Annotated in this window: 18 protein-coding genes; 14 read left to right on the top strand and 4 right to left on the bottom strand. The window is 68.9% G+C overall.

The window, feature by feature from the left end:
* The first annotated feature begins 162 nt into the window (after positions 1 to 162).
* The 3 genes from WJM96_RS14175 to glf all read left to right on the top strand — a co-directional run bounded on the left by WJM96_RS14175 (position 163) and on the right by glf (position 3,769).
* Positions 163 to 756 (top strand): hypothetical protein, encoded by a 594-nt coding sequence (locus WJM96_RS14175; RefSeq protein ID WP_424813167.1) that lies wholly within the window; start codon positions 163 to 165, stop codon positions 754 to 756.
* A gap of 186 nt (positions 757 to 942) precedes the next feature.
* Positions 943 to 1,449: a DUF4142 domain-containing protein gene (locus tag WJM96_RS14170; RefSeq protein WP_424813166.1), complete on the top strand. Its 507-nt coding sequence runs from the start codon at positions 943 to 945 to the stop codon at positions 1,447 to 1,449.
* A gap of 52 nt (positions 1,450 to 1,501) precedes the next feature.
* Positions 1,502 to 3,769 (top strand): UDP-galactopyranose mutase, encoded by a 2,268-nt coding sequence (glf, locus tag WJM96_RS14165; protein ID WP_424813165.1) that lies wholly within the window; start codon positions 1,502 to 1,504, stop codon positions 3,767 to 3,769.
* Positions 3,770 to 4,211: 442 nt separating this feature from the next.
* On the opposite strand, the gene WJM96_RS14160 is transcribed toward glf, so the two are convergent.
* Genes WJM96_RS14160 through WJM96_RS14150 form a run of 3 tightly spaced genes read right to left on the bottom strand, consistent with a single transcriptional unit; the run spans position 4,212 to position 6,354 of the window.
* The gene (locus tag WJM96_RS14160) at positions 4,212 to 4,721 is read right to left on the bottom strand and encodes a ferritin-like domain-containing protein (protein WP_424813164.1); all 510 of its coding nucleotides are present in this window, start codon (positions 4,719 to 4,721) and stop codon (positions 4,212 to 4,214) included.
* A gap of 11 nt (positions 4,722 to 4,732) precedes the next feature.
* Positions 4,733 to 5,653 carry a manganese catalase family protein gene (locus tag WJM96_RS14155; protein WP_424813163.1) on the bottom strand — a complete coding sequence of 307 codons (921 nt, stop codon included), beginning with the start codon at positions 5,651 to 5,653 and terminating at the stop codon, positions 4,733 to 4,735.
* A gap of 29 nt (positions 5,654 to 5,682) precedes the next feature.
* Positions 5,683 to 6,354 carry a DUF892 family protein gene (locus WJM96_RS14150; protein ID WP_424813162.1) on the bottom strand — a complete coding sequence of 224 codons (672 nt, stop codon included), beginning with the start codon at positions 6,352 to 6,354 and terminating at the stop codon, positions 5,683 to 5,685.
* Between the two features lie 28 nt (positions 6,355 to 6,382).
* Here WJM96_RS14150 and WJM96_RS14145 point away from each other — a divergent pair, with 28 nt between their 5' ends.
* The 11 genes from WJM96_RS14145 to grxD all read left to right on the top strand — a co-directional run bounded on the left by WJM96_RS14145 (position 6,383) and on the right by grxD (position 16,465).
* A complete protein-coding gene (locus WJM96_RS14145; protein ID WP_424813161.1) occupies positions 6,383 to 8,122 on the top strand; it encodes a hypothetical protein in 1,740 nt (579 codons plus the stop codon).
* Positions 8,123 to 8,174: 52 nt separating this feature from the next.
* Entirely contained in the window at positions 8,175 to 9,242 is a 1,068-nt protein-coding gene (locus tag WJM96_RS14140; RefSeq protein WP_424813160.1) for a P1 family peptidase, read from the top strand.
* Positions 9,243 to 9,359: 117 nt separating this feature from the next.
* On the top strand, positions 9,360 to 10,493 hold the full coding sequence (locus WJM96_RS14135; RefSeq protein ID WP_424813158.1) for a sensor histidine kinase: 1,134 nt from the start codon (positions 9,360 to 9,362) through the stop codon (positions 10,491 to 10,493).
* Between the two features lie 84 nt (positions 10,494 to 10,577).
* Complete coding sequence (locus WJM96_RS14130; RefSeq protein ID WP_424813157.1) at positions 10,578 to 11,066, top strand: PaaI family thioesterase; 489 nt, start codon at positions 10,578 to 10,580, stop codon at positions 11,064 to 11,066.
* 122 nt (positions 11,067 to 11,188) lie between these two features.
* Positions 11,189 to 11,440: a GlsB/YeaQ/YmgE family stress response membrane protein gene (locus WJM96_RS14125; RefSeq protein WP_424813156.1), complete on the top strand. Its 252-nt coding sequence runs from the start codon at positions 11,189 to 11,191 to the stop codon at positions 11,438 to 11,440.
* 126 nt (positions 11,441 to 11,566) lie between these two features.
* Positions 11,567 to 12,022 (top strand): cupin domain-containing protein, encoded by a 456-nt coding sequence (locus WJM96_RS14120; RefSeq protein WP_424813155.1) that lies wholly within the window; start codon positions 11,567 to 11,569, stop codon positions 12,020 to 12,022.
* A gap of 4 nt (positions 12,023 to 12,026) precedes the next feature.
* A complete protein-coding gene (locus WJM96_RS14115) occupies positions 12,027 to 12,986 on the top strand; it encodes a Bug family tripartite tricarboxylate transporter substrate binding protein (protein WP_424813154.1) in 960 nt (319 codons plus the stop codon).
* Positions 12,987 to 13,038: 52 nt separating this feature from the next.
* A complete protein-coding gene (locus tag WJM96_RS14110; protein WP_424813153.1) occupies positions 13,039 to 13,620 on the top strand; it encodes a transposase in 582 nt (193 codons plus the stop codon).
* 47 nt (positions 13,621 to 13,667) lie between these two features.
* Positions 13,668 to 15,866 carry a phosphoribosylformylglycinamidine synthase subunit PurL gene (purL, locus tag WJM96_RS14105; RefSeq protein ID WP_424813598.1) on the top strand — a complete coding sequence of 733 codons (2,199 nt, stop codon included), beginning with the start codon at positions 13,668 to 13,670 and terminating at the stop codon, positions 15,864 to 15,866.
* 4 nt (positions 15,867 to 15,870) lie between these two features.
* Positions 15,871 to 16,104, top strand: coding sequence for a BolA family protein (locus WJM96_RS14100; protein ID WP_424813152.1), 234 nt, complete (start codon positions 15,871 to 15,873; stop codon positions 16,102 to 16,104).
* A 25-nt stretch (positions 16,105 to 16,129) separates the two neighbouring features.
* The gene (grxD, locus tag WJM96_RS14095; protein WP_424813151.1) at positions 16,130 to 16,465 is read left to right on the top strand and encodes a Grx4 family monothiol glutaredoxin; all 336 of its coding nucleotides are present in this window, start codon (positions 16,130 to 16,132) and stop codon (positions 16,463 to 16,465) included.
* Positions 16,466 to 16,521: 56 nt separating this feature from the next.
* On the opposite strand, the gene WJM96_RS14090 is transcribed toward grxD, so the two are convergent.
* Positions 16,522 to 17,322 (bottom strand): hypothetical protein, encoded by an 801-nt coding sequence (locus tag WJM96_RS14090; RefSeq protein WP_424813150.1) that lies wholly within the window; start codon positions 17,320 to 17,322, stop codon positions 16,522 to 16,524.
* Positions 17,323 to 17,456: the final 134 nt, after the last annotated feature.

The raw sequence follows: 17,456 nt of genomic DNA, 5'->3' as shown, positions 1-17,456 counted from the left end.
TTTAAGCGGGGAATTTTGACATTACAAATCGTGTACTAACATTTGTTTCTTAACATCATTTGATGATTTACATTTGTTATTACAGAGTAAATTGGCATATTTACTGCAACTACCTCCGCCTCTGCCCGGTTCATTCCGTGAGGATTCACAGCGGAGACGGCGGTGCCCAAGGGACTCGATGCAGGATGGACGGGCATTCGCGGCGCGGCGGTGGCGTGGACCCTGGTTTGCCTCGGCACGGCCTGCACCCCCGCGCCGGAGCAGTTCGGCCCCGCGAGCCTGCCGTCCGACGCGGTGACCGGCGCCGGGGATCCTCTCCGGTCCTCCGTCATCGCCGCGGCCTCCGCCTTCGCCTCGCCGGGGAGTTTGCCGCCGGCGGCCGCGGCACGGTCGATCGCCCGGATGGAGTTCCTGGCCGCCAACCTGCCGGGGAGCCCCACCCTGCGTTCCTCGCCGCCCACTCTCCAGCCGCAACTCGATATCGCCCGGGCGGAATGGCGCGGGGCTTTGGGTATAGCGCCCGACGCGCCGGCGCAGCCCGTGATCGATGGGCTCTATGCCGCCGGACGGGCCCTCGACGCCGGCCAGAACGCCGCCGCGGCGGCCGCGCTGTCCGCGCCACCCTTCCAGCGCGGCGGGCCGGCCACGCTGGCGCAGCTCTCCTCGCTGCCGCCGCTGCCCCGCACGGCTGCTGCCGCACTAGCGGCACAGCAGACGCTGGTCGAGCCCTCGCCCTCCGGCCGGCGCCGCTTCTGACATGCTGTCGCGGCTCGCGGTCCCGGACGGCCTCCGCCTCGCTCCGGACTGGCGGAACGTGCTGCGTGCCCCCTGGCTGGCGCCACGCCCCGACGCGCCGGCGAGCGCGCGCGACCTCTACCGCGAGAACCTGCGCGGCATCGCCGGACCATGGACGGCTCTCAACACAGGGAAGGACCTAGCATCATGATACGCCGCAGCATCCTGGCCGGCTCCGCGCTCGCCATGCCCCTGGCCGATCAGGCCGCCGCGCAATCCGGCCGGGCCGCCGCGCAGGGCGGGGACGCCGAAGGGCGCCAGCGCATCGCGGCGGCGAGCGCCTTCGCCATCCTCACCAGCCGGCTCGCCGCCAGCCGCGGCAGCACGGCCGGCGTCAAGGCCTTCGCGAACTTCGAGATCGCGGAGCAGACCGCCATCCGCCGCGCGATGGAGCTCGCCTCGCTCGCGACCGGCCAGCCGCAGCCAGACGCCGAACACGCCCAGCAGTTGCGCCAGCTGGAAGCGCTCAGCGGCACGGAGTTCGACAGGATGTACCTGCAGGGCCAGCTCGCCGGCCATCGCGAGCTCCTCATGCTGCACCAGCGCAGCGCGAGCTCGGGCACGCGCGAGGAGAAGATCATCTCGACCATCGCGGTCGCGGGGATCGAGCAGCACATCGCCATGCTGCAGGGCATGCAGGCCAGCCGCGGCTAGCGCACCGCGCGGCTTTCACGACAACGCAACAGGACGGAAGACCTCGATGGCAATGGACGGAACGCGTGGCGCGGGCGTGGACAGGATCGCACGCCCGCCGCTGGTCTGCTTCTCCCACCTCCGCTGGAACTCCGTCTTCCAGCGGCCTCAGCAGCTGCTGTCCCGCTTCGCGCTGGAGCGGGAGGTCCTTGTTTTCGAGGAGCCGATCCGCAGCGACGAGGATCGCCTCCGGATGGAGACCTGCCCGGCCACGGGTGTCAGGGTGCTGACGCCCCTGCTGCGCGACCCCGCGGACACTGAAGCGCTGCGCGGGATGGTCGACCAGCTGATGGCGCGGCTGGGGACCGCCTCCGCCTGGTACTACACGCCGCTCGCCCGGGCTTTCTCGGACCACGTTGCCTGGCGGGCCGTCGCCTACGACTGCATGGACGAGCTCGCCGCGTTCCGCTTCGCCGCGACCGACATGAAGGCGCGCGAGCAGCGGCTTCTGGCCGATGCGGATGTGGTCTTCACCGGGGGGCTCAGCCTCTACGAGGCGCGGCGCGACCGGCACGCCAATATCCATTGCTTCCCGAGCGGCGTGGACCTGGACCACTTCGCGGCCGCGCGCCAGCGTCCGCCCGAGCCGGATGACCAGCGCCATCTCCCGCGGCCGCTCCTCGGCTATTTCGGCGTGATCGACGAGCGGCTGGACATGCGCCTGCTCGCACGAATGGCGGAGCTCCGCCCCGGCTGGCACTTCGCCATGCTGGGCCCCATCGCGAAGCTCGCGCCGGAGGAGCTGCCGCAAGCGCCGAACATCCACTGGCTCGGCGCGAAGCCCTATGCCGAGCTTCCACGCTACCTCGCGCATTGGGACGCGGCATTGATGCCCTTCGCGCTCAATGACGCGACGCGGTTCATCAGCCCCACCAAGGCGCCGGAATACCTGGCCGGCGGGTGCCGCGTGATCTCGACGCCGGTTTCCGACGTGCTGCGCCGCTTCGGAGGCATCGAAGCCGTCGCCATCGCCGAGGATGCCGAGGGATTCGTCGCCGCGGCCGAGCTGGCCATGGCGCGTGCCGACAGCTCGGACTTCGTCGCGGCGGACACCCTCCTGGCGGCCAGTTCCTGGGATGTGATCGCGGCGCGGATGGCCTCGCTGCTCGAGGCCGAGGAGAAGCGCCGCGTGTTGCCGCTCCCGGCCCTGCAGGCGCGGCCGGCGCGCATCGCGGACCACCTCGTCGTCGGCGCGGGTTTCGCCGGCGCCGTCATGGCGGAACGGCTGGCCTCGTCCGGCGCCAGGGTGCTGGTGGTGGACAAGCGGCCGCACATCGCCGGCAATGCCTATGACGAGCACGACGCGGCGGGGCTGCTCATCCATCGCTACGGCCCGCACATCTTCCACACCAACAGCGACGAGGTCCTGGCCTACCTCTCCCGCTTCACCGCATGGCGCCCCTATGAGCATCGCGTGCTGGCGCAGGTCGAGGCAGGCCTCGTGCCGATGCCGGTCAACCGGACGACGCTGAACCGCGTCTTCGGCACGGCGCTGCGGACGGAGGAGGCCGCTCGCGGCTTCCTCGCGCAGCTCGCGCGGCCCTCGGCGGACATCCGCTCCGCCCGCGACTTCGTCGTCTCGTCGGTCGGGCCGATCCTCTACGAGATGTTCTTCCATGGGTACACGCTCAAGCAATGGGGCGTGGATCCATCGGAACTGGACCGCTCGGTGACGGCGCGCGTGCCCACGCGCACCAGCGACGACGACCGCTACTTCCAGGACCGGCACCAGTGCATGCCGCTGCGCGGCTACACGCGCATGTTCGAGAACATGCTCGACCACGAGAACATCACCGTGATGACCGGCACCTCCTACCGGGATGTTCCCAAGGGGCGCTTCGGCCACATGGTCTTCACCGGCCCCGTGGACGAGTATTTCGGCCAGCGCTTCGGCGCCCTGCCCTACCGCTCGCTGCGGTTCGAGCACGAGACGCTGCCGCTGGAATTCGCGCAGCCGGTCGCCACGATCAATTTCCCCGGGCTGGACACGCCCTATACGCGCTGCACCGAGTTCAAGCACCTCACCGGGCAGTCCCATCGCCATACCAGCATCTGCCGCGAGACCTCCTCTGCCGAAGGGGAGCCCTACTACCCCGTGCCGAACCCGGCGAACCAGGCGCTGTTCAAGCGCTACGAAGCCGCAGCCGATGCGGAGGAGGGCGTGACCTTCCTGGGCCGGCTGGGCACCTACCGCTATCTGAACATGGACCAGGTCGTGGGCCAGGCGCTCGCGACCGCGCGCCGCCTGCTCGAGCGGCCGATGGCGGTGGCCGCCGACTGAGGCCGCGGCTTTCGCAGCTTCGTCTGAGGAGGCCGCGAGGGCGCTTCCCCGCCGGCATCGCGGACGGTGGCCGGATCGATTCCGCCGCCAGCAGCGGGCATGACGCGCGGCGCCGGCGGGAGGTCAGGAGGCGAATCTGCTGGCGTCACCGCTGATCCGGGTGGTGCCCGCAACGAAACGCCGCGCGCCGCGCGGGCCTCGATGGAAGGCTGCTTCGTCGGATGCGGATCCATGGCTCTCACCGACGCGTGCGGAGTGGCCGCGCGGAAGGCACGCGAGTGCTGGGAGCCTGCGTCGATCCTGGGATGGAGGGGATGATGAGCGCCACTGCGCCCATGGCCCGGTCGGCCGGGTGAAAGAGGAGCGCTCCTTCGCCTCGGCCGATCCTCCGCCGGTTGGCGAAGGCCGCCCACGGCGCGCCGTAGCACGCCGTGGGCGAGGTTCAGACGCCGGCCTTCTGCCCGGTGACGCGAAGCTGGACGTAGCGGCGCGTCGTGGCGTCTAGATGGTCGGCGCACCATTGCGCCATGCGCTCCTCCTCCGACAAGGACTGCTGCAGCGCCGGGGCCGCGGCGCCGTGCCCTGCCATATCCGCCAGGGTCAGGAGGGATTGGTAGGTGGCGATCTCGTAGTGCTCGAAGGCATAGTTCGCGAGCGAGTTCTTGATCACCTCGTCCGGCGCCACGGCATGGCCCAGGGCCGCCGCATTCGCCATCAGCCCCGTGACCATGTCCTTCAGGGTCGAGCTCGAGGTCCCGAGTTCCTCGAGGAGTTGATCGAGCCGGTCGCGCTGCGCCTCGCTCTCCGAGATGTGGCGCCGCAGGACGGCTTCCATCTCGGGATAGCTTTCCAGCCGCTCCACCTGCCGCGACAGCAGCTGGATGGCCTGGGTTTCGACGGCCCTCGCGTTGACGAGGCCCGTCACATAGATGTCCTGGATACTCTCTGACATGGTGATTTCCTTCACATGGCCTTCGTCAGCTTGGCCGCGATCTCGAGCATCTCCTCCGGCGCGTAGTCCGGGGCGAAGGCAGAGGGCATTCCGGTCAGGTCATGGATCTTGCCGCCCGATGGCATGCCCGGGACGACCTCGAGCTCGCCCGGCGGATCGGTGGGCAGGGCCATCTCGCCATTGCCCCAGATTCCGGCCAACTCGGTGTAGTCGGCCGGGCTGAAGGTGTAGAGGCGGCGGTGCGAGCCCTCGTCCAGGTACTTCTGGCATTCGGGGATGTTGCCGAGCGGTATGTTCGGCACGGGCAGCATCTGCTCGATGGCGACGCCGGTCAGGTTCTTGATCGCCAGTGCGTAGGAATGCGCGTGCACCGAGCCGCGGACGAGCAGATAGCCGCAGACCTCGCGGCCGGTGGGATCGGACAGCGTCTCGTAGACCCGCAGCTTGTGCAGCCGCGCGCCGCATTCCAGGTGGAAATTGTGCAGCAGGTCGAAGATCACGTTGCCGGTGGTCGTCACCATGTCGACGTTCCACGACATGGAGTTGCTGTTGACCGGCAGGGCCCCGCCGCCGGCCGAGGCGAAGCTGGCGAAGGAACGGATGTCCTTCATCGCCTCGAAGGGGGCGCCGGAGATGTCGCCGCCATCCTGCTCGTCGATGTCGCTGTCCGGCCCGTTGTTGAGCATGGCGATGCCGTTGCTCACCAGCTCGACATGCCCCAGCTCCTCGGCGGTGATGGCGGCGACGAGGCTGTAGAAGGGCTTCAGCTTGCTCTTGCTGCGGAAGTTGAAGCTCTGGAACAGGTAGTTCCCGAGCGTGGACATCTCGCCGTACTTGCCGCCGAGCAATTCCTGCAGCGCGGCCGCTGCATTCGGGTCGGGACGGGTGGGCGGCGGCAGGTCGACCTGCAGCTTGTTGATGCGCTGGAACATGGGCTTCTCCTGGGGGTGGGATCGAGGCGTCAGCGCGCCCGCGCGGGCGCGGAACGGGCGGGGGAGCGGCGCTTCGCGCCGCCGGAGGGCTTGCGCTCCGGCGGCCGGGTGTTCGCGGATCCCCCCGCGGCCGGCTTGGCGGCCGCCTTCGGGGTCCGCGCACGCTGGGATGAGGCGGGCGGCCGCTTCTCCTCGGCATCCTCCTCGCCGTCATCCTCCAGCGCGGAGGTCATCAGCTCGGCCCTCGCCATCGCAGCGAGCTTGGCCTGCGTCTGCTGCTCCTCGCCGAAGGTCTGCTGCAGCACCTTCACCACCGGCTGAAGCTCCAAGGCTTCCGCCGTCATCATCATCGTGGAGTAGGCGGCGATCTCGTAGTGCTCGATGCGCTGCAGGGAGGCCGAGATCACCAGGTCCAGCAGGGCACCCTTCTCGTGCTCGCCCGCCTCGGCGGCCGCTTCCTCGACCAGGCCCTTCATCGCAAGGCAAAGCTTGCGGCCCGGCTTGGCGTTCATCGCCTGGAAGATCTCGTCGAGGCGGCCAATCTGGTCCCTCGTCTCCTCGACATGCGCCTCGACAGCCATCTTCAGCAGGGGCGACGTGGCCATCCTCGCCGACTGCTGCATGCAGCGAAGCGCCTGCTTCTCCGCGCTGTAAGCGTCCTTGAGCTGCTCGATCAGGAGCTTTTCGACGTCGTCTTCCATGGGGACTCCTCAGTGCGCGACAGCGGCTTTGCGCAACGAGAAGAACCGTCCGTCAGAAATAATAGTTTCACCGCGGGCCGATTATTATTTTTCATCATTTGTTATGGGCGGACCTAACAAATGCTATCTTCCACATTCGGAAAGAAATTTTTTGCTTCTGTGCTTTTTGGTGGATTTATATTTGATATTTCTTAGGGAGATTCGCCCCGCGACTTTCGAAGCTTTCCCCTGCGGCGGAACCCAAGCTCATTTCGGCCGTTCTGCCCTCAGCCCCACCGTCAGAAAGGCCGAAACGGCATTGACCCAGCTGCGCCGAAAGCCTGCCCGCGAGATCGCGCCACCTGCCACGGATGCGTCCGCTTCGGAAAACCTGCCGTGGATCGAGCGCGCGCCCCGCGCGCCCTATTTCGTCACCGCCTCCGGCAAGGCCTGGACGCCCATCGGCCAGAACGACGCGATCGACTGGCCGGAGCTCGCCGGATTGTTCCGTCGCCCAGATCTCCCCGCGGTGGAACGCCACATCCGCCATCTGCGCGACCACGGCGTCACCTGCATGCGGCTGATGCTGGAATATGCCCAGGGCCGCTACCGCTATCTCGAACGGCCGGTGGGCCGCTTCCTGCCGTCGATGGTCCAGCTCTGGGACGATCTGTTCGCGCTATGCGCCAGGCTAGGGATGCGCGTTCTGCTGACGCCCTACGACACCTTCTTCACCTGGATCCGCTGGCGCCACCATCCCTACAACGCCGCCCAGGGCGGGCCCTGCGCGTCGCGTGAGCAGTTGCTGATCTGCCCCGCGACCCGCGCGGCCGTCAAAGCGCGGCTCGCCTTCGCGACCGAGCGCTGGGGCGGCAGCGGCGTCATCTTCGCCTGGGACCTGTGGAACGAGATGCATCCCGCGCAAGCCGGAAACCGGCCCGAGGCCTTCGCGGAGTTCATCGATGATGTCGGCTCCCATCTGCGCGCTCTCGAGATGCGGCTGCATGGGAGAGCGCATCTGCAATGCGCTTCGATCTTCGGCCCGGAGCTGATCCGGACGCCGGAAACCGCGGATCCGATCTTCCGCCATCCCCGCCTCGACTTCGCCAACAGCCATTTCTACGAAGAGGGCACGATCGACGATCCCCGCGACACGGTCGCGCCCGCCCTGGCCGTCGGCCGGCTCACGCAGCAAGCGCTGCGCGAAATCACCGACCGGCGCCCCTTCTTCGATTCCGAGCACGGACCGATCCACAGCTTCAAGGATCGCCACCTGACCCTGCCCCAAGCCTTCGACGATGAATATTTCCGCCACATCCAATGGGCGCATCTCGCCTCCGGCGGCGCGGGCGGGGGGATGCGCTGGCCCAATCGTCATCCCCATGCATTGACGCTGGGCATGCGCCGCGCGCAGCGCGCCATGGCGGATTTCCTTCCGCTGATCGACTGGCCATCCTTCGATCGCCGCAACCTGAGCGACCGGATCGGAACCGGCCAAGCACGCCTGCACGCCTTCGGCTGTGGCGATTCCGGCCAGGCCGTCATCTGGCTGCTGCGGCAGGAACTGGCCCCGCCGGAAGCAGGGCTGCGGCGAGTGGAATCGCGCGGCGAGATCACCGCGGTGCTGCAGGTGCCCGGGCTCGCGCCCGGCTCATATCGCGCGACCTTCTGGGACACGCGGAAAGGCGAGGAGACGGGAGGGCTGGAGCTCCGTTCCAAGGAAGGCGGATTGCTCCTGCCCGTCACCATGGCAGCGGGGGACCTGGCCATCGCCATCCGGCGCGACTGAGCCGCGAAACGCGGGTGGCCTCGCGCCGAGACTTGGTGGTAGGGCAGGCGGGATGATCAAGACGCCGTTTGTCGCCGGCATCCTGCCGCCCGGCCCCCTCAACGCCATCACCGACATCCCCGGCGTCACCGTCGGCCATGTCACGCTGAACCAGGGCGCCTCCATCCGCACCGGCGTCACCGCCATCCGCCCGCATCCCGGAAACATCTTCCAGGACAAGCTCCCCGCGGGCTTCGCCGCCGGCAATGGCTTCGGCAAGTTCGCCGGCGCCACGCAGATCCAGGAGTTGGGCGAGATCGAGACGCCCATCATCCTCACCAACACGCTTTCGGTGGCCGAGGGCATCGCGGGCCTTGTGGAATGGACGCTGGCGCAGCCGGGGAACGAGCGCGTGCTCTCCGTCAACGCCGTGGTGGGAGAGACGAATGACGGCGTGCTGAACGACATCCGCGGCCGCCACGTCACGAAGCAGCACGTGCTCGATGCGCTGGCCGCCTGCGCGCCAGGCCCCGTCGCCGAGGGCTGTGTGGGCGCGGGCACCGGCACCCAGGCCTTCGGCTGGAAGGGCGGCATCGGGACCGCCTCGCGCGCGGTGCCGAAGGGGGCCGGCGGCTGGATGGTGGGCGCGCTGGTGCAGACGAATTACGGCGGCGTGCTCACCATCAACGGCGCGCCGGTGGGCCAGGCGCTCGGCCAGTACTATCTGCGCGAGAAGCTGGATGATGCGAGCGCGGATGGCTCGATGATGATCGTGCTCGCGACCGACGCGCCGCTGTCCGATCGCAACCTCGCGCGGCTCGCGCGGCGGGCGTTCCTCGGCATCGCGCGCACGGGGTCCAGCATGTCCAACGGCTCGGGCGATTATGCGCTGGCCTTCTCGACCGCCGAATCTGTGCGCCGCACGCCCGGGCGGCGGAAGGGCGCCGCGAGCTATGAGGAGCTGCCGAACGACGCCATGTCGCCCCTCTTCCACGCGGCGGTCGAGGCGGTGGAGGAAGCGGTCTACCGCGCCATGCTCCAGGCCGTGACCACGACGGGACACGAGGGGCGGGAACTCAAGGCGATTCCGCATGAGGAGGTTGCGCGAATTCTGCGGCATCATCGCCTTGGCGCGACGTAAAACGACAAAAGCCTTCTGGCGTTCAATGAGGAGATGAAGGAGGACGGCGCGCAGCGCTTGCCTTAAATTTCATTCCTTTGCATGTATTTACCGTGCGCTCAGCCCGGGAGATTGCCTTTGCCTGATACTATTCCCGCAGCTCGCCCGGACTGGCGCGAGGAAGACCGCCTTTCCGCCCTGCGCAGCTACGATATCCTCGACACGCCGCCGGAGAAGACTTTCGACGATTTCGTGAAAATCGCGGCCGAGATCTGCCACACCCCCATGGCCCTGGTGACGCTGATCGACGAGGGTCGGCAGTGGTTCAAGGCCAAGCTCGGCCTGCCGATCGACGAGACGCCGCGCGACGTCTCGGTCTGCTCGCACGCGATCCGGCAGAACCAGGACCTCTTCATCGTCCCCGACCTCGCGACCGATCCGCGCTTCCAGCAGTTTCCGGCGGTCGCCGACGTGCCGCATCTGCGCTTCTACGGCGGCGCCGTGCTCGCGACGGATGAGGGCCTGCCGCTCGGCACCGTCTGCGTGCTGGACGACCGGCCCCGCCCCGAGGGCCTGACCGAAACGCAGGAGCGTGCGCTGGCCTCGCTCGCGCGCCAGGTGATGGCGCAGTTCGAGCTGCGCCGCGCGCTGCGGGAGCGCGACGAGGCGCTGCGCGAGAAGGACATCCTGATGAAGGAGATCCATCATCGCGTGAAGAACAGCCTCTCCGCCGTGCAGACGCTGCTCACCATGCAGGCCGAGCTCAGCGCCTTTCCCGCCGCGGCGGACGAGCTGCGCGAAAGCGCGGCGCGCGTCTCCACCTTCAGCGCGATGCACGAGCAGCTGTACCGCACCGGCGCCAAGGGCGACGTGGACCTCGCGGCCTATCTGCGCCAGCTCGTCCAGGAACAGGCGCGCAGCCATTCCGGCGCCGCCGGCCGCGCCGTGCGCTTCCAGGGCCTGCCGCTGGAATGGCCGGCCTCCGAGGCGCCGACGCTCGGCCTCATCCTGGTGGAGCTGCTGACCAACGCCTTCAAGTACGGCCGCGGCGCCGTCACGACGAGCCTGGAGCCGGTGGAGGACGGCGTGCGCATGCGCGTCGAGGACGAGGGCCAGCTGCCCGCGGATTTCGACCCCGCGCACAGCAAGGGCTTCGGCATGAGCATCGTGCAGGGGCTGCTCGAGACGCAAGGCCGCGGCGGGCTGGAAGTGGACCGCTCGCGCCCGAGCACGAGCCTGACGGTGACGCTCAAGCGATCTGCGGCCGCCTGACTCTGGGACGCCGGGCGCACCGCGTGAGGTTGGCGCGCGGCGCCGCGCGCCCTAAGCATCGGTGACGCAACACGGGCCGAACCGATGACCACACGCAGCCACACCGTCACCTGGGATGTCGCCGAGGGCCCCTCGCCCTATGCCGGGATGGCGGGGCTCGAGGCCATGCAGGCGCAGATCGCGGATGGCGCGCAGCGCTCGCCGATGTTCGCGCTGATGGGCTTCCAGCTGGTGCGCGCGGAGCCCGGCCTGGCGGTGATGCAGGGCGAGGTGGGCGAGCAGCACTACAACAGCATCGGCATCGCCCATGGCGGCTACGCGGCCACCATCCTCGACGCCGCGCTCTGGAACTCCATCCGCACGACGCTCAAGCCGGGCGAAGGCCATACGACGTTGGAGCTGAAGGTCAACTACGCCAAGGCGCTCACGACCAAGAGCGGCCTCGTGACCTGCGAGGGGCGCGTGGTGAGCCGCGGCGGCCGCATCGCGATCGCGGAGGCGCGGCTGACGGGCGATGCGGGCGAGACGCTTTACGCCTACGGCTCCTCGACGCTGATGATCCTGAAGAGCTGACCCGCCGCCGGCCGGCGGGTTCAAGTTGCATGCCCACCCATCCTTCCGCCAGGATTTTCGCGCCGGGGAGACAACCGGCCTCCATCCCTGCTGTTCAAGGGTGGCTCAGAAGGAGAAGACACATGGAACAACAAGGCGTGGGTTGGATCGCGGCCATCATCATCGGCGGCCTGGCCGGATGGATCGCCTCCAACTTCATGAAGAGCGACACCGGCGTTTTCGTGAACATCATCCTCGGCATCGTCGGCGCGGCGGTGGCCAGCCTGCTTTTCGGCCTGGTCGGCGTCTCCTTCGGCGGATGGCTCGGCTATCTCGTCGCGGGCTTCGTCGGCGCCTGCATCCTGATCTGGGGCGCGCGGGCCATTCGCCGCTGACGCTGCGTGGAACGGGCAAGGCGCCTTCCTGTTGGGGACCATCCCGGCAGGAGCGCTGCCCGCCTCGCCTTGAATTCCTGCAGTATGAAGTTATGATCAAAACTTCATACTGCAGGAATTCGTGAAATGCCCGACGACGGAGCCGTGAAGCCAGCCGCCACCGACTGGCGCCAGCACGGGATCAAGCGCGTCCTCTCCCACCAGCGAAGCGGCGACACGCCCGAGACCATGGGCATGGGGCGCATGGTGGCGATCAGCGGCAGCCGCAACGGCGCGCAGCGCCTCTGGGCCGGAACCAACCTCATCAGACCCGGCGCCAAGACCGGCCCGCACCATCATGGCGAGCTGGAGAGCATCATCTACATCGTGCGCGGCCATGCGCTGATGCGCTGGGGCGACCGGCTCGAATTCATCACCAAGGCCGGCCCCGGGGACTGGTTCCTCGTCCCGCCCTATGTGCCGCACCAGGAGCTCAATGCCTCCGACACGGAGGAGCTGCACTGCGTGCTGGTCCGCAGCGGCACCGAGGAGGTGGTGGTCAACATCGAGGTCGATGCGGTCGCCGAGCCCGAGTGGGTCTGACGCGGTGATCGCGCGCCGGGCGGGGTTGTTCCTCGGCCTGGGAACCGTGCTGCCGGCGGCCGGCGCCCGGGCTTTCCCGGCCCGGCCGATCCGCCTCCTCGTGCCGGTTTCGGCCGGCAGCGTGCCGGACATCCTGGCGCGGCTGCTGGCCGAGCGGCTGGCCCCGGCCTGGGGCGTGCCCGTGGTGGTGGAGAACCGCCCGGGTGCGAGCGGCGCCATCGGCGTGGAGGCCGCCATGCGCGCCCCCGCCGACGGGCACACCCTTCTGCTGGGCAGCAGCGGCCCCATCGCCATCCTGCCCGCCGTGAACCGGCGCCTGCCCTACGACCCGCTGCGCGATCTGGTGCCCGTCGCGCGCGTCGCGGATTTCCCGCTGGTCTTCATCGCCGCGCCGGATGCCGGGTTTTCGAGCCTGGCCGGCCTCATCGCGCGCGGGCGCGCGCCCGGCGCGCCGCTGGACTATGCGGGCGGCGACCTCGGCTCGACGCAGCATCTCTCGGGCGCGCTGCTCGCGATGCGCGGCGGACTCAACCTGCGGCACATCCCCTATCGCTCGGCGCTCGCGCAGGCGGACCTGATGAGCGGCCGCATCCCGCTGATGGTGGACAGCCTCTCGGCCGTGCTGCGGCTGATCCAGGACGGCAGGGTCGTGCCGCTGGCCACCTGCGGCGCCCGCCGCGCCGTGCAGCTGCCCGGCGTTCCGGCGGTGCGCGAGGCGGTGCCGGGCTATGAAGCCACCGGATGGATGGGGGTCTTCGCCCCGCCCGCGACACCGCCGGAGATCGTGCAGGCGCTCTCGGCCGCCGTGCTGGAAGTGCTGGCGGACCCGGCAATGGCCGCTCGCATCACGGCGGCAGGCTCGGACCCGGCAGCGCAGGGCAGCGCGGCCTTCCGCAATTTCGTGGCGGAGGAGCTCGCGAAGTGGAAGGGGCTGGCGGAGGCGGCCTCGATCTCGGTGGAGTGAGGCGGCCGATGATTCGCTTGCGAATCTAAGATATTTTTCCTATCATCCGGGGATGCCCCTCCGCATCCCCCATGCCTCCCTCACCGACGCGCAGTGGTCCGCGCTTCTCCCGCTCCTTGCCCGTTCCGACACCCGCGGCCGCCCCATCCGCGACCCGCGCGGCCGGATGGATGCCATCTTCCGCCTCGCCGCCACCGACGATCCCTGGCGCCTGCTTCCGCCCGGACACGGCCCCGCCGCCACCGTCGCGCGCTATTTCCGCCGCCTCACCCATGGCGGCTTCTGGGAACGTCTTCTCATCGCGCTGGCCGCCGCGCCGAAATCCCATCCGCTGCGGGAGATCGAGGGCCTGATCTGCCGCGCCGCCAGCCGCGCCATGCGCATCCGGGGCCTCGGGCTCAACGTCCTGGCCCGCCGCCTGAACCTGAAGCGGGCCCTGCCCGGCCCGCCCTGGATGGTGGCCAATCCGATTTTGTCCGAAACCCTCTTCGCGATGAAAATTCCGGTGCGCTTTCCGCTGCTTGAGCGGAACAGGGCCTATGTCGTCCGCTGGTGCCTCGGCATGCGAAGGCTGCTGACCACCGCCGCCGGGCGCCGCTACATCCCGAGCGCATTGAAGGCATGCTGGCGATGAGCGTTCCGTCGCTGGACAAGCCCCTCGCGCTCCCCGAAATACGGCGCATGGCCTCCGTCCCTCCCCTCGCCCCCGAACGCGCCACGCAGCTTGCCGCCGAATTCGGTCTCAAGCCGGACGAGTACCAGCGCGCCCTCGCCATCCTCGGCCGCGATCCGACGCTGGCCGAGCTCGGCATCTTCTCGGTGATGTGGAGCGAGCACTGCTCCTACAAATCCAGCCGCGTCTGGCTGAAGGAACTGCCCACCAAGGCGCCCTGGGTCCTCGTCGGCCCCGGCGAGAATGCGGGCGTCATCGCCATCGGCGAGGGCCTGGCCGCCGTCTTCAAGATGGAATCCCACAACCATCCCAGCTTCATCGAGCCGTACAACGGCGCGGCGACGGGCGTGGGCGGCATCCTGCGCGACGTCTTCACCATGGGCGCGCGCCCCATCGCCAACCTCAACGCGCTGCGCTTCGGCGACCCGAAGCATCCCAAGACGCGCCACATCGTGGACGGCGTGGTGCGCGGCATCGGCGGCTACGGCAATTGCGTGGGCGTGCCCACCGTGGGCGGCGAGGTGAACTTCCACCCGGCCTACAACGGCAACCCGCTGGTCAACGCCATGACGGTCGGCATTCTCAAGGAGGACCGGATCTTCACGGCCGCCGCGACGGGCGTGGGCAATCCGGTCGTCTATGTCGGCTCCAAGACGGGGCGCGACGGCATCCATGGCGCCACCATGTCCTCGGCCGAATTCTCCGAGGACAGCGAGGAGAAGCGCCCCACGGTGCAGATCGGCGACCCCTTCGCCGAGAAGCTGCTCATCGAGGCCTGCCTCGAGCTGATGGCGACCGACGCCATCGTCGCCATCCAGGACATGGGCGCGGCGGGCCTCACCTCCTCCGGCGTCGAGATGGCGGGCAAGGGCGGCATGGGCGTCGAGCTGGAGATGGACCATGTCCCCCAGCGCGAGGAAGGCATGTCCGCCTATGAGATGATGCTCTCCGAGAGCCAGGAGCGCATGCTCATGGTGCTCAAGCCGGGCCGCGAGGCGCTGGCGGAAGCCATCTTCCGCAAGTGGGAGCTGGATTTCGCGGTGATCGGCCGCCTGACGGATACCGGGCGCATCGTCATCAAGCACAAGGGGCTGGTCGAGGCGGACATCCCGCTGGCGCCGCTCGAATCGGAGGCGCCGCTCTACCGCCGCCCGACGGCCGAGACGCCGAAGCGCCCCGTGATCGCGGCGAAGGAGGTGGCCGATCCGGTCGGCATCGCCGCCGCGCTGAAGACCCTGGTCGCGAGCCCGGACCTCTGCTCGCGCCGCTGGATCTGGGACCAGTACGACGCCCAGGTGGGCGGCCAGACGGCCAAGCGGCCGGGCCAGGCGGACGCCGCCGTCGTCCGCATCGAGGACCATGTCCGCGCGCTCGCCATGACGACGGACTGCACCCCGCGCTACTGCCAGGCGGACCCCGAGGCCGGCGGCATGCAGGCCGTGGCCGAGGCCTGGCGCAACCTGACCGCCGTCGGCGCCCTGCCCCGCGCCATCACGGACAACATGAATTTCGGCAACCCCGAGAAGCCCGAGATCATGGGCCAGTTCGCGGCCGCCGTGCGCGGCATGGGCGCGGCCTGCCGGGCGCTCGACTTCCCGGTGATCAGCGGCAACGTCTCGCTCTACAACGAGACCGAGGGCACCGCGATCCTGCCGACGCCCGCCATCGGCGGCGTGGGCGTGCTGGAGGACGTGGCCCAGGCCGTGGGCCTCGCCATGCCGGCAGGCGCGGATCTGGTGCTGATCGGCGAGACGGCGGGCTGGCTCGGCCAGTCGCTCTGGCTGCGCGAGATCGCGGGCCGAGAGGAAGGCGCGCCCCCGCCGGTGGACCTGGCCGCCGAGCGCCGCAACGGCGACTTCGTCCGGACCGAGATCCTGGCCGGCCGCGTGCGCGCCTGCCACGACTGCGCGGATGGCGGCCTGCTGGTGACGGTGGCCGAGATGTGCATGGCCTCGGGCGTGGGCGCGAAGCTCGACGCGAAGGGCGACCACGGCTTCTGGTTCGGCGAGGACCAGTCCCGCTACGTGCTGGCGGTGGCCGATGGCGCGGCGCTTCTCGCAGCCGCGAAGCTGGCGGGCGTTCCGGCCCTTGCGCTGGGCCGTGCCGGCGGGAAAACTCTGGAGATTCCGGGCGGCGATGCCATATCGGTGGATGAACTGACGGCGGCGAACGAATCCACGCTGCCCGAACTGATGCGGGGGATGTGACCGAATGCCGATGCAGCCGGCCGAAATCGAGGCTCTGATCAAATCCGCCATGCCGGACGCGAAGGTGGCCATCGAGGATCTGGCGGGTGATGGCGACCATTATGCCGCCACGGTGGTCTCGGAATCATTCCGCGGCCTGTCGCGCGTGAAGCAGCACCAGCTCGTCTACGCGGCCCTGCAGGGCCGGATGGGCGGCGTGCTGCACGCCCTCGCGCTGCAGACCAGCGCGCCCGATTGAACCGAATTCAGCAAGGAACCCAGCGATGACCAGCGTCACCGAGCGCATCGAGTCCGAGATCCAGGGCAACCCCGTGGTGCTCTACATGAAGGGCACGCCGGTCTTCCCGCAGTGCGGCTTCTCGGCCCGCGTGGTGCAGATCCTCAGCCATGTCGGCGTGCCGTTCAAAGGCGTGAACGTGCTCGAGGATCCCGAGATCCGCGAGGGCATCAAGGCCTACACCAACTGGCCGACCATCCCGCAGCTCTACGTGAACGGCGAGTTCGTGGGCGGCTGCGACATCGTGATGGAGATGTTCCAGTCCGGCGAGCTGCAGTCGATGCTCAAGGAAAAGGGCATCGCGACGAAGGCCGAGGCTTAAGGCCCTACCGGCGGCCGGGTTACCGCGGCGGCGCCCTCGCCACCGCGGACCGGACGCTACATGCCGTCGAGCTGCGGGGCCGCCAGCGCGCCGCGCAGCAGGACCACCTCGTCCAGGAGATCGGCGAAGCCGATGCCCTTGGGCTTGGAGAGGGTGTGGCAGCGCAAGTAGCGGTGCGGACCGCGCGTCTTGTGCAGCTCCATCTCCGGGAAGGGCCCATTGGGCGTGCCCGGCACCATCGCGATCGTCACCAGGATCGCGCCACGCGCCGAGCGGTCGAGCATGTCGGCCGTGTCCTCGAAGGCGGGCAGCGAGCGCGAATTCTCCTCGGAGATCTGCAGCAGCATCTTCCCATGCAGGCCGCGCAGGGCGTCGCGGAAACGCAGCGCCGAACGTTCCAGCGCGGCATAGCCGTTCTGCTCGGTCGGATCGTAGTGGTGGAAGATCGTGGGGCCGTAGAGCTCGGAGAAACGGCGGTGGCGGCAGAGGTATCCTTCCTTGCCAGGCCGCTCGCCTTCAGGAATCTGCTCGTATTCCGAGGACATGAGCAGCGAGGCGCAATCATCCACGATGCAGTCGCGCACGGCCTCGGGCGGAATGGTCATCCAGTCGAAGGGGCCGGCCCAGCGGCGCAGCGTCGCGTGCCGCAACAGCCCAGCCGTCTGCGGCAGGCACCCCGCAGAGATGCAGGCCAGCGGCGAGGGCCTCGCCGCGAGGCCGGGCGCCACCACGGGCTCGATGCCACGGGCCTCCAGCGTGCTGAGAACACGGCCCTGGGCCTCAGGGCTCGTGTAGATCAGCTTCATGAAGTCGCCGATCACATCCGGCAGCGCCTGCGAGGCGGCACGGCGGGCCAACTCATCTGCGAAGGCGATGAGCCAAGTGGGATCAACCTCCCGCCCGAGGAACGCGTAATGTGTCGCCTTGACAGTTGCTTCGAGGACTTCGCGGAGCGGGACGGGGTCAGTCGCTGGCATGGGGTTCTGTGTGC

The organism is Roseococcus sp. YIM B11640 (genome assembly GCF_049727625.1).
Taxonomy (GTDB): Bacteria; Pseudomonadota; Alphaproteobacteria; order Acetobacterales; family Acetobacteraceae; genus Roseococcus.
Note: the sequence above shows the minus strand (reverse complement) of the source record. Positions and strands in the feature narration are given on the sequence as shown.

Bases quoted from the DNA above. Each gene is read 5' to 3' on its own strand.
- purL (WP_424813598.1), top strand. From the start codon at position 13,668: ATGGCCTCCGTCCCTCCCCTCGCCCCCGAACGCGCCACGCAGCTTGCC.
- WJM96_RS14100 (WP_424813152.1), top strand. From the start codon at position 15,871: ATGCCGATGCAGCCGGCCGAAATCGAGGCTCTGATCAAATCCGCCATG.
- WJM96_RS14140 (WP_424813160.1), top strand. From the start codon at position 8,175: ATGATCAAGACGCCGTTTGTCGCCGGCATCCTGCCGCCCGGCCCCCTC.
- grxD (WP_424813151.1), top strand. From the start codon at position 16,130: ATGACCAGCGTCACCGAGCGCATCGAGTCCGAGATCCAGGGCAACCCC.
- WJM96_RS14155 (WP_424813163.1), bottom strand. From the start codon at position 5,653: ATGTTCCAGCGCATCAACAAGCTGCAGGTCGACCTGCCGCCGCCCACC.
- glf (WP_424813165.1), top strand. From the start codon at position 1,502: ATGGACGGAACGCGTGGCGCGGGCGTGGACAGGATCGCACGCCCGCCG.
- WJM96_RS14150 (WP_424813162.1), bottom strand. From the start codon at position 6,354: ATGGAAGACGACGTCGAAAAGCTCCTGATCGAGCAGCTCAAGGACGCT.
- WJM96_RS14110 (WP_424813153.1), top strand. From the start codon at position 13,039: ATGCCCCTCCGCATCCCCCATGCCTCCCTCACCGACGCGCAGTGGTCC.
- WJM96_RS14160 (WP_424813164.1), bottom strand. From the start codon at position 4,721: ATGTCAGAGAGTATCCAGGACATCTATGTGACGGGCCTCGTCAACGCG.
- WJM96_RS14130 (WP_424813157.1), top strand. From the start codon at position 10,578: ATGACCACACGCAGCCACACCGTCACCTGGGATGTCGCCGAGGGCCCC.
- WJM96_RS14120 (WP_424813155.1), top strand. From the start codon at position 11,567: ATGCCCGACGACGGAGCCGTGAAGCCAGCCGCCACCGACTGGCGCCAG.
- WJM96_RS14170 (WP_424813166.1), top strand. From the start codon at position 943: ATGATACGCCGCAGCATCCTGGCCGGCTCCGCGCTCGCCATGCCCCTG.
- WJM96_RS14125 (WP_424813156.1), top strand. From the start codon at position 11,189: ATGGAACAACAAGGCGTGGGTTGGATCGCGGCCATCATCATCGGCGGC.